The organism is Shewanella sp. SG41-4 (assembly GCF_014164505.1).
Lineage (GTDB): Bacteria > Pseudomonadota > Gammaproteobacteria > Enterobacterales > Shewanellaceae > Shewanella.
This window is the reverse complement of the sequence record NZ_JACJFI010000509.1, coordinates 1-1,882: the sequence shown is the minus strand read 5'-3', so window position 1 is coordinate 1,882 and position 1,882 is coordinate 1. Positions and strand designations below refer to the sequence as shown.

Sequence of the window (1,882 nt, the reverse complement as noted above, 5' to 3'; positions counted from 1 at the left end):
GTTCACTTGAGCGCGTACAATTGTTTTTCCCTGATCCATGGCATAAAAAGCGTCATCATAAGCGCCGGATTGTACAGGCTGAGTTTGTACAACTTATTCGCCGTAAGCTTAAAATTGGTGGAGTGTTTCATATGGCAACCGATTGGGAAAATTACAGCGAGCATATGTTAGAAATAATGAATGCAGCAGAAGGTTATAAAAATCAATCAACAACTGGTACAGTTGTCGAACGTCCAGAGCATCGCCCGCTTACTAAGTTTGAAGCAAGAGGCCACAGACTCGGTCACGGCGTATGGGATATCATGTTTGAGCGTATCGCTTAATCACAACTACACATTCAACAATTGGAGAATACACCATGGCGCAAAATCGTAGTCGTCGTTTACGTAAAAAATTACGAGTTGATGAGTTTCAAGAATTCGGTTTTGAAATCAACTGGACTTTTGACGAGTCTGTTTCTGAACAAGATATTGATAGCTTAGTTGATCAGTTTCTTGTTGAAGTCATTGAACCTCGTCAATTAGGTTTTCACGGTGGTGGGCACAAACAATGGGAAGGTATTATTGCTACTCAAGCTATCGGTAAATGTACTGATGAAGATACCGCTGCAGTTAGTGCATTCTGGAAAGACAAGCCTGTTTCTAACCTTGAAGTCAGTGATTTGTACGATATCTGGTGGGGTTAAGCTAAATTGCCTGAGCAATTATTACTTCAACAAGCAGTCGATAAAGTAAGATCGCTATTGGGTAAAGGCAAGGTAGCAGGATATATTCCTGCTCTTGCCTGCGTTGACCCTAACAAAATAGGGATTGCAGTTACTACTATTGATGGTCAAACAATTGGTGCAGGTGATTACCTCGAACCTTTTTCTATTCAAAGTATTTCTAAAGTTTTTAGCCTGACTCAGGCACTTAATCTATATACCGAAGATGAAATATGGAGTCGTGTGGGTAAAGAGCCCTCAGGGCATTCATTTAACTCGCTGGTACAGGTTGAGTTAGAGCGTGGTAAACCTCGTAACCCTTTTATTAATGCCGGTGCACTTGTTATTGCCGATTTGTTGCAAGCCCGTTTAGGGGCTCCTAAGCATCGTATGCTTGAGGTGGTGCGTCAATTGAGCCAGAACCCGACGTTAGCTTACGATAAAGTTGTGGCGGACTCTGAGTTCCAGTTCAGTGCACGTAATGCGTCTATTGCCTATTTAATGAAGTCATTTGGTAATTTTGACGGCGACGTCAATACCGTGCTTAAAAGTTATTTTCATTATTGTGCATTAAGAATGAATTGCGCTGATTTGTCGCGCGCGATGTTCTATTTGGCCAATCGCGGTAAGACACTTGATGGCGACAGCTTAGTGTCACCAGTGCAAACTCGGCAACTTAATGCTTTACTGGCGACATCTGGATTATACGATGGCGCAGGAGAGTTTGCTTATCGAGTAGGTATGCCGGGTAAAAGTGGCGTGGGCGGCGGTATTATTGCGGTTATCCCTGGCGATATGTCTATTTGTGTGTGGTCACCTGAGCTAGACAATAATGGTAACTCGCTTGCTGGCACTGCGATGCTTGAGCATTTAAGCCAACAGTTAGGCCGTTCAATTTTTTAGTTTATACAAGGGCTAATCTTTCGCGGTTAACGTTGTTCGACCTTAACGTACTCACTCTTTGTATATCAAATCTGAATCTATAATATTGACTCAAAACTTTTAAAAGTCATTTTACTGCCCACTTGGGCAGTTTTAGTGGCTTCTTTTCGCCTAGGTTATTGCTTACTTATCTAGAACAGCCACACGTCGTATACGCTTACTTGTCTAGCAAAATACAAACTGCAGTAAAATTCATCCTGAAGCTCAGCTAGCCCTAGATAGATTAATTATTATTGA

3 protein-coding genes are annotated in these 1,882 nt (G+C 42.0%); all 3 read left to right on the top strand.

Annotation, left to right across the window (positions count from 1 at the left end; all coding sequences use genetic code 11):
• Window positions 1-323 (top strand): tRNA (guanosine(46)-N7)-methyltransferase TrmB (gene trmB / locus H5202_RS21695; RefSeq protein ID WP_182773868.1); only part of this gene is annotated, 323 nt, incomplete at its 5' end.
• Between the two features lie 35 nt (window positions 324-358).
• Complete coding sequence (locus H5202_RS21690; RefSeq protein WP_182773867.1) at window positions 359-685, top strand: 50S ribosome-binding protein YggL; 327 nt, start codon at window positions 359-361, stop codon at window positions 683-685.
• 6 nt (window positions 686-691) lie between these two features.
• On the top strand, window positions 692-1,606 hold the full coding sequence (glsB, locus tag H5202_RS21685; RefSeq protein ID WP_182773866.1) for a glutaminase B: 915 nt from the start codon (window positions 692-694) through the stop codon (window positions 1,604-1,606).
• Window positions 1,607-1,882 lie beyond the last annotated feature (276 nt).